Here is an 8,268-nt window from a genome sequence, read left to right on the forward strand (position 1 = left end):
TCACAGGACATTCGGATCCGGGCGCTGGCTTCGACGCCGCCGGCCATCTTGGTGGTCATGTCGCGCCGGGTGCGCACCCGGCCCTCGCCGGAGCAGTCGAAGCAGGGGTTCTCGATGACCTCGCCGAAGCCGCGGCACGCGCTGCACGGCCGGGTGGTCATCACCTGGCCGAGGAAGGACCGCTGCACCTGCTGCACCTCGCCGCGCCCACCGCATACCGAGCAGGTGCGCGTGCCGCTGCCCGGCTGCGCACCGGAGCCCGAGCAGGTGGAACAGTGCACCGCCGTGTCCACCAGCAGCGTCTGCTCTCCGCCGAAGACCGCGACGTCGAGGTCGAGGTCGAGCTGGATCAACGCGTCCTGACCGCGCTGGGTGCGCGAACGCGGACCGCGACCGCCACCGGCCTGGCCGCCGAAGAAGGCATCCAGGATGTCGGTGAACGTGAAGCCCTGGCCGAAGCCGGACTGCGACCCGCCGTAGGGGTCCTGGCCGCGGTCGTAGGACGCGCGCTTGTCGGCGTCGGAGAGCACGTCGTAGGCCTGGGAGACCTTCTTGAACTCCGCCTCGGCGTCCGGGCCGGGATTGACGTCGGGGTGCAGGGTGCGGGCCTTCTTGCGGTAGGCGCGCTTGACCTCCTCGGCGCTGGCGTCGCGGGAGACCCCGAGGTCGGCGTAGTAGTCGTTCACGTAGGTCGTGTCCTTCGTCGGTGGTGCAGGTGGGGTGCGTGCAGGTCAGTTGTCGAGGATGGTCGAGACGTAGTGCGCGACGGCGCGCACCGAGGCCATCGCCACGGGGTAGTCCATCCGGGTCGGGCCGACCACCCCGAGACCGCCGGCGGGCCCGTAGGTCGTGGTGATCACGGACGTCGTCTGCAGCCCCGCGTAGGGGTTCTCGACGCCGATGCTGACGGCGACGGCATCGTCGTCGAGGGTCGCCATACTCTGCATCAACTTCAAGAGCACCACATGTTCTTCCAAGGCCTCCAAGACTTGTCCCAGCGAGGTCGGGAAGTCGCTGCCGACGCGGGCCAGGTTGGCGGTCCCGGCCAGCACGACGCGCTCCTCGGTCTGCTCCGCCACGGCGTCGGCCAGGGCGTCGACCACGGTGCGGGCCGCGTCGCGCTGGTCGTCCGGGACGGCTCGAATGGCGGTATGCAGCAGGGCCGGCACGGCTGTCAGCGCCCGGCCCGCGGCGGTGCGGTTGATCAGAGCGCGCAGGTCGGCGACCATCGTCTCCGCCCCGGGCGCAAGCAGGTCCTGCCCGGCGTCGACCACGCGCTGCTCGACCCGGCCGGTGTTGACGATGAGCACCACCATCAGCCGGGCGCCACCGACGGGGACGAGCTCGACGTGGCGCAGGGCGGAGCGGCTCAGCGAGGGGTACTGCATGACCGCGACCTGGTTGGTCAGCGACGACAACAGCCGCACAGTGCGGGCCACGACGTCGTCGAGGTCAACCGCGCCCTCGAGGAACCGGCGGATCGCGGCCTTCTCGGCGGCGGTCATCGGCTTGATCGTGGACAGGCCGTCGACGAAGGTGCGATAGCCGGCGTCGGTGGGGATTCGTCCGGCGCTGGTGTGCGGAGCGGTGATCAGCCCGTCCTCCTCCAGCGCGGCCATGTCGTTGCGCACCGTGGCGGCGGACACCCCGAGGGAGTGCCGCTCGAGCAGGGCCTTGGAGCCGACGGGCTCGCTGGTGCGAACGTAGTCCTGCACGATGGCGCGCAGCACATGGAGTCGGCGGTCTTCGCTCACAGGGTTCACCTCCAACGGGCCGGGGTCGGGTGCGGGCTGGTCGGGCGCCGGCCATGAGGGCGCGGGCTGGTCCGGTCCGGGCTTGGCACTCGGGGATCGCGACTGCCAAGTCTACGCGCCGGCCGCAAACTCCGTCCCGGTCCGACCCCGTGACCGTTGTGCGCGCCAACGCACCCTGCGCAGGTACCAGTGGCGCGCACAACGGTGGGACCCCGAGCCTCCGGCGCGCACTCACCACCGGCTGATGATCGTGTAGGGCGCTACCAACATGTGCTTCGGCTCCCTCGGCATCAGCCAGAGCAGGTTGTCCACGGCGACCGCCTGGGCAAAAGCTGAGGCGAGCTCACGGTCGAGTCCGGCCGCGTCGGTCAACAGGTCGAAGCGCCGGAGCATCGCGCGCTCGGGGTCTCCGGTCGCCACCAGGTCCTCCCACCGATTGCGCAGCGCGGGCACGACCTCGACCTCCGGCACCCCGGCCCTGGGCAGCGGGTCGATGACCACCCACCGGTGGTCCTCCAGGTCGCGCAGCACATTGAGGTAGTGCAGGTCGTAGTGCACCAGGGGGCGGGGCTGGCCGTCACGTGAGGGATCAGCGCGCGCAATCCGTCGAGCGATCGAGCCACCACTCGGTCGGGGCGCACGTCGGCATGATGAGTGCTCGACAGCTCGATCGAGGCCCGCAGCCGGTCAAGCTCCTCGATCAGGTCGGGCACGCCGAGAGGTGCCGTCACCCCCGCCAGCGCGACCAGCGACTTGGCGATGACCTCGTCGGCATCCCGGATCGGCTGATCCGCGAGACACGTGTCGGCGTCGAGGCGCCGCAGGAGCAGGACGCCGTCGTGCTCGCCGAACACCGGCACAACGTGCTCGCGGGCGGCGGCGGACTCCTGCCAGGCTCGCCGCGCCGCGCCCTCGCCGCCCGCCGGCTCCTCCGCATTCGGAACCTTCAGGACCCAGCACGCTCCCTCGGGGCCGCGCACCGGCCACACGCGCGAGGTCCACCCGGCCCATGGCTCGCCGTCCTGACGCAGCTGCCAGCGCTCAAGGTGCGCTTGCGGGGCCGCCTGCATGACTGCTCACCCTCGCACAGTCAGCGTCGCGGACCGCCGTCGGCCGGATCACGCACCTGCGGGGTCGGGCCGCGCGCTTGAGCTTGCCCAGGCCCGCCGAGTGGCAGACTCGCCGACGTGAGCGATCGGTATGGAGCAGACGTGCTGTCCGGCGACTGGCGAGCACCCAAGGGTGGCCGCGCGCAGCCGGTCGAGGCCGAGACCGGCCTGGTGGTCGAGGACGTCGACACCGGCTGGGTCGGCGCCGTCGTGCGGGTCGAGAAGGCCAGCGGTATGCAGGTGGTGCACCTGGAGGACCGGCGCGGGCGACTCAAGGGCTTCCCCCTGGGGCCGGGCTTCCTGCTGGACGGGCGCCCGGTCGTGCTGACCGCCCCGACTCAGGCCTCCGCCGCCCAGCTCGCCCAGGCCCGACAAGCGGCCGCACGCACCGCCAGCGGCTCGCGCACCGTCCACGGGCAACGGGCCCGGGTGGCCAGCGGGTCGCGCATCTTCGTCGAGGGCCGGCACGACGCCGAGCTGGTCGAGAAGGTCTGGGGCGACGACCTGCGGGTCGAGGGCGTCGTCGTCGAGATGCTCGACGGGGTCGACGACCTGGCGGCCGTGATCCGCGACTTCGCACCGACCCGCGAGCGGCGGATCGGCGTGCTCGTCGACCACCTCCTCCCGGGCACCAAGGAGCACCGCATCGTGCAGGCCGCGGCCGGCCTCACCGCATACCGGTCCTTCGTCAAGATCCTCGGGCACCCGTATGTCGACGTGTGGCAGTCGGTGCGCCCACAGCAGCTCGGCCTGGACGCTTGGCCGGTGATCCCGCGCGGCACTTCCTGGAAGCACGGTGTGCTGGCACACTTGGGATGGCCGCACGGGTCGCAGACCGACGTGTCCCAGGGGTGGAAGCGCATCTTGGGATCGGTGCGGTCGTATCAGGATCTGGAACCAACGCTCCTGGCCAGCGTCGAAGAGTTGATCGACTTCGTCACGGTGCCACCACAGGAATGAGACCGACATGAGCACAGCACCACCTCCCCCTCCGCCGCCGGGATCGGGCGATCAGCCCGGTAGGACTCCCGAGCAGCAGCCTGCCGAGCCACAGCAGGGCTTCCCCCCGCCGGGCCCGCCCTACCCCGAGCAGTCGCAGTCTCAGCAGCCCCCAGCCCAGCAGCCGGGCTCGCCCTACGGTCAGCAGGCGCCGCACCCCGGAGGCCAGCAGCAGCCCTACCCCCAGCAGCCGCACGGGCAGTATGGTCCACCGTCGGGTGGCCAGGGCGGTCCGAGCCTACGGCTCAGTCCGTCGGAGGAGCGCACCTGGTCGATCCTGGCGCACTTGTCGGCGCCGATCTCCTTCCTGCTCAGCTCCGGGCTGCTCAACTTCGTCGGTCCGCTGATCATCTGGGCGATTTACAAGGACCGCAGTCCGCTGGTGCGCAACGCCTCGGCCGGCTCCTTCAACTTCAACCTGAGCGTGTGGGTGGTCAACATCGCGTTCGGGATCTTCGCGCTGGTCACGCTCGGTTTCGGACTGATCATCGCCATCCCGGTCTGGATCGTGACCTTCGTGGTCGCGGCCGTGCTGCACATCATGGCGGCGGTCAAGGCGAGCAACGGCGAGGCCTACACCTACCCGCTGCAGCTGCCGATCTTGAAGTAGCAGCTGGCAGGATCCCGGTGCCCGGCCGCGCACGCGTCGATCTAGGCCAACAGCTGGTGCACCACCGTGTCGGCCAGCAGTCGGCCGCGCCTCGTCAGGACGCCGCGGCCCTTGATAGCGGCCGCACCCTGCAGCAGGCCGTCGGCGATCAGCCCGGCCACCGCCCGCCTGCCCGCCGCCGGTAGCACGCTGAGGTCGAGGCCGTCAGCCAACCGGATACCGAGCAGGACCTGCTCGTCGAGGCGCTGCTCGTCGCTCAGCTCCTCCCGCGCCTGGGCGGGGCTGGCCCGCTGGGCCAGCCGGGCTGCATACGCCGCGGGGTGCTTGACGTTCCACCACCGCACCCCGCCGACGTGGCTGTGCGCGCCGGGTCCGATTCCCCACCAGTCGGCACCGCGCCAGTAGGCCAGGTTGTGCCGGCACCGGGCGTCGCGGTTCGCGGCCCAGTTGGAGATCTCGTACCACTCGTAGCCGTTCATGCTCAGCAGCTCGTCGGCCAGCTCGTACTTGTCGGCCTCGTCGTCGTCCTGCGGCCTCGGCACCTGTCCGCGGCGCACCTGCGCAGCCAGCTTGGTGCCCTCCTCTATCGTCAAGGCGTACGCGGAGACGTGGTCGGGCGCCAGATCGACGGCGGCCTGCAAGCTGGCCCGCCAGTCGGTCAGGCTCTCCCCGGGCGTGCCGTAGATCAGGTCGAGGCTGACCGCAAGACCGGCGTCCCGGCATACCCGCACCGCGGTCGCCACATTGGCCGGGTCATGGGTGCGATCGAGCATGGCCAGCACGTGCGGGACGGCCGACTGCATGCCGAGGCTGACCCGGGTGAAGCCGCCGGCGACGAGGGCGCGGGCGACCTCGGGGGTGATGGTGTCGGGGTTGGCCTCGGTGGTGACCTCGGCGTCCGGTGTGAGGCCGAAGCGGCCTCGTATGCCGTGCAGCACCCGCACCAGGTCTGCGGCGGGGAGCATGGTCGGGGTCCCGCCGCCGACGAAGACGGTCGACACGGCCGGCAGCGGCTTCGTCTCGGGAACGGACCGGTTGGCGTCCAACACCTGGGCGGCCAGAGCCAGCTCGGCGAGCGCAGCGTCGGCATACGTGTCCAGGCTCGCCCCGGCGGGGGCCTGCGGACCGCCGAGCTCGGGCACGGTGTAGGTGTTGAAGTCGCAGTAGCCGCAGCGGACCCGGCAGAACGGCACGTGCACGTAGACCCCGAAGGCGCGGTGACCGACCGAGGCCAGGGCCGCCACGGGGAGCGAGCCGTCGGCCGGTGCCGGGTCGCCGGGGGGCAGAGCAGACGGCATACCCCGATTGTCCCAGTCCGACCACCCCCACCGGACACGATGCCGTCGTGCCACGTGCAGCGGGACTCGATACGGTGACTCGGGTGCAACAGAATCTGCGGGAGTACATCGACACCCTCCGGGACCAGGGCTACACCGTCCGCGACGACGGGGGCTCCGATCCTGATCTGATCTCGCCCGATGGCAGCGCGGTCGACACCTGGCGGGAGGACTACCCCTACGACGACCGGATGAGCCGGGAGCTCTACGACGTCGAGAAGTATCTGCTGCAGGTCGAGCTGTTGAAGTTCCAGTACTGGGCCAAGGGCACCGGCAGCCGGCACGTGCTGGTCTTCGAGGGCCGCGACGCCGCCGGCAAGGGTGGCTCGATCAAGCGCTTCATGGAGCACCTCAACCCCCGCGGCGCCCGGGTCGTAGCGTTGGTCAAGCCGACCGAGACCGAGCTGGGGCAGTGGTACTTCCAGCGCTACGTCAAGCACCTGCCGTCCTCGGGCGACCTCGTGCTGTTCGACCGGTCCTGGTACAACCGGGCCGGGGTGGAGCGGGTGATGGGCTTCTGCACCGACGATGAGCACGCGCGGTTTCTACGGCAGGCGCCGGACTTCGAGGAGATGTTGGTCGACTCGGGGATCACGCTGACCAAGTTCTGGTTCTCGGTCACCCAGGGTGAGCAGCGCACCCGCTTCGCGATCCGCCAGCTGGACCCCGTGCGCCGGTGGAAGCTGTCGCCGATGGATCTGGAGTCCCTGGACCGGTGGGAGGCCTATACGGCGGCCAAGGAGGAGATGTTCACGCGGACGGACACCGATCACGCGCCGTGGACCACGATCAAGTCCAACGACAAGAAGCGCTCCCGGGTCAACGCGATGCGGGCCTTCCTCGCGCAGTACGACTACGCGGGCAAGGACGAGGAGATCGTCGGCAAGCCCGACGCGCTACTGGTCAACCGGGCCCGCGACACCACCGGCGACTGACCCGCGCCGGCGCCCTCGGGGCTCGGTGCGCGCCACTTGGCCGGCAGCCCTCATCGGTGCGCAACGTCCGGTCGTGCACACGATGCCGAGTGTCACGGTATGCAACGTCGCTCGGTCCGCCAGTGGTGCACATGGTGACATTCGGCACGCGATGCACACGCGATGCACACGCGGTGCGGCGCGGTCCCGCCCCCCATCCTCAAGCTGCCTGGCGCCCCGGGAAGTGCCGTCGCCATTCTTCGGTCTGGGCCGGCACCTTCATCCCGCAGGATTCCATGGCAGCGCGGATCCGCTGCAGCGTCTGGCCCGGTGAGGTGTAGATGTCCCCGGACAGCAGCACCACGAGACGCCACTGCCACTGGTCGAGCTGCTCGCGACGTCGGACGTCCCCCTGCCACTGGGCTGAGTTCTCCGCGTGCTGGCGTCCGTCGTACTCGATGGCCAGCCGGAACTGGGGATAGCTCAGGTCCAGTCGTCGCCGCACGACTCCGCTGTCATCACGCAGCACATGGTTGACCGCGGGCTCGGGCAGTCCGGCCAGCACCATCAACAGCCGAGCACGGGTCTCCATCGGGGAGTCGACACCCACACGCACGTATGCCGCAGCGCGGCGGACCGTCCGCGCACCCCTCCCGGTCGCGGTGCGAGCCGCCTCGATCAGTTCCTCGGGTGTCGTGACGCCGGCCTTGACCAGCGAGTCGCCGAGCACCACCAGGTCGACGAGCTCGAGGTAGCGGCCGAGGTCGACGAAGGTGTCGGCCGGTGTCGTCACCGGCTGACCACGATGATCCACCTGCTCGCGGTCGGCCGCATGGACGTGCACTCCTTCGGACCGGTTGCGCACACAGCCGGTCGGGACGGTGACGTGGACGTCGCTGGAGTGCGGGACGACCCCACCCCACAGCAGGGCCGCCGTGTGGTGGCTCGCGCAGGCATGCTCCCCCACGAGCTCCCGCGCCGCACCGACGAGCAGCTCGACTCCCGGCACCAAGGCAGCCGAGACGTAGACGTTGCGGAACAGCCGCCGGACCTTCGGCCCGGCAAGGTAGCGCCAAGACAGGCCGGCCTCATCGGCCTGTTTGCGGGTGAAGGGCCTGCGAGTGTCGATGTGCGGCATGCCGGCCACATTCCCCCAGAGCCGCCACCGGGCGCAGAATCCATCCACAGGCACGGGGCCTTGGTGCGCAAGGCAACACTGGGCACCGTGTGCACCACCTGCAAACGTTATCTCGGTGCGCGGGGTGACACTCGGCACCCTGCGCACAGCCTGCAAGCGCTATCTCGGTGCGCGGGGTGACACTCGGCACCGTGTTCACCGATGAAGTCACGCCCGGCACCGTCGGTCCACCGGTCAGAGGCTCTTGACGTGACACTGCCTCTATGGTTAATTAGTTATGTCAGGGCTATCCATCTGAACCGACTAGTTCACCTCCGTTGCGGAGGGAGTGTGACGCCAAGGCCGCCCGGCGCGAGGGCGATCCAGGCTTGGCGGGTGACCCCGGCGGCCGGGCGGCGTCGGCGGGA

General features: G+C 70.3%; 8 protein-coding genes and 1 pseudogene. 3 read left to right on the forward strand and 6 right to left on the reverse strand.

Annotated elements, in window-relative coordinates:
• The 4 genes and pseudogenes from ACR2FV_RS01610 to ACR2FV_RS01625 all read right to left on the reverse strand — a co-directional run.
• Positions 1-686: DnaJ domain-containing protein (locus tag ACR2FV_RS01610; RefSeq protein WP_434013975.1), on the reverse strand; the 686-nt coding region annotated here is incomplete at its 3' end.
• Positions 687-731: 45 nt separating this feature from the next.
• On the reverse strand, positions 732-1,754 hold the full coding sequence (gene hrcA / locus ACR2FV_RS01615) for a heat-inducible transcriptional repressor HrcA (RefSeq protein WP_434013976.1): 1,023 nt from the start codon (positions 1,752-1,754) through the stop codon (positions 732-734).
• Positions 1,755-1,985: 231 nt separating this feature from the next.
• A complete protein-coding gene (locus tag ACR2FV_RS01620; protein ID WP_434013982.1) occupies positions 1,986-2,312 on the reverse strand; it encodes a hypothetical protein in 327 nt (108 codons plus the stop codon).
• Positions 2,313-2,527: 215 nt separating this feature from the next.
• A pseudogene (locus ACR2FV_RS01625) lies at positions 2,528-2,824 on the reverse strand (aminoglycoside phosphotransferase family protein); the annotation flags it as partial.
• A 117-nt stretch (positions 2,825-2,941) separates the two neighbouring features.
• On the opposite strand from ACR2FV_RS01625, the gene ACR2FV_RS01630 reads away from it, so the two are divergent.
• Together ACR2FV_RS01630 and ACR2FV_RS01635 are read left to right on the forward strand one after the other, a co-directional pair.
• Positions 2,942-3,823, forward strand: coding sequence for a DUF3097 domain-containing protein (locus ACR2FV_RS01630; RefSeq protein WP_434013977.1), 882 nt, complete (start codon positions 2,942-2,944; stop codon positions 3,821-3,823).
• 7 nt (positions 3,824-3,830) lie between these two features.
• Positions 3,831-4,472, forward strand: coding sequence for a DUF4870 domain-containing protein (locus ACR2FV_RS01635; protein ID WP_434013978.1), 642 nt, complete (start codon positions 3,831-3,833; stop codon positions 4,470-4,472).
• 41 nt (positions 4,473-4,513) lie between these two features.
• Here ACR2FV_RS01635 and hemW read toward each other — a convergent pair whose 3' ends face one another.
• Positions 4,514-5,770 (reverse strand): radical SAM family heme chaperone HemW, encoded by a 1,257-nt coding sequence (gene hemW, locus ACR2FV_RS01640; protein ID WP_434013979.1) that lies wholly within the window; start codon positions 5,768-5,770, stop codon positions 4,514-4,516.
• Between the two features lie 83 nt (positions 5,771-5,853).
• Between hemW and ppk2 the strand changes: the two genes are divergently transcribed.
• Entirely contained in the window at positions 5,854-6,744 is an 891-nt protein-coding gene (gene ppk2, locus ACR2FV_RS01645; RefSeq protein WP_434013980.1) for a polyphosphate kinase 2, read from the forward strand.
• Positions 6,745-6,943: 199 nt separating this feature from the next.
• Here the strand turns inward: ppk2 and ACR2FV_RS01650 are convergent, their stop codons facing one another.
• Positions 6,944-7,861: a hypothetical protein gene (locus ACR2FV_RS01650; protein ID WP_434013981.1), complete on the reverse strand. Its 918-nt coding sequence runs from the start codon at positions 7,859-7,861 to the stop codon at positions 6,944-6,946.
• Positions 7,862-8,268: the final 407 nt, after the last annotated feature.

The sequence above is a fragment of the Ornithinimicrobium sp. genome (genome assembly GCF_051004135.1).
Classification (GTDB): Bacteria; Actinomycetota; Actinomycetes; order Actinomycetales; family Dermatophilaceae; genus Ornithinicoccus.

Coding starts and splice junctions, on each gene's coding strand:
- ACR2FV_RS01635 (WP_434013978.1), top strand. CDS start 3,831: ATGAGCACAGCACCACCTCCCCCTCCGCCGCCGGGATCGGGCGATCAG.
- hemW (WP_434013979.1), bottom strand. CDS start 5,770: ATGCCGTCTGCTCTGCCCCCCGGCGACCCGGCACCGGCCGACGGCTCG.
- ACR2FV_RS01650 (WP_434013981.1), bottom strand. CDS start 7,861: ATGCCGCACATCGACACTCGCAGGCCCTTCACCCGCAAACAGGCCGAT.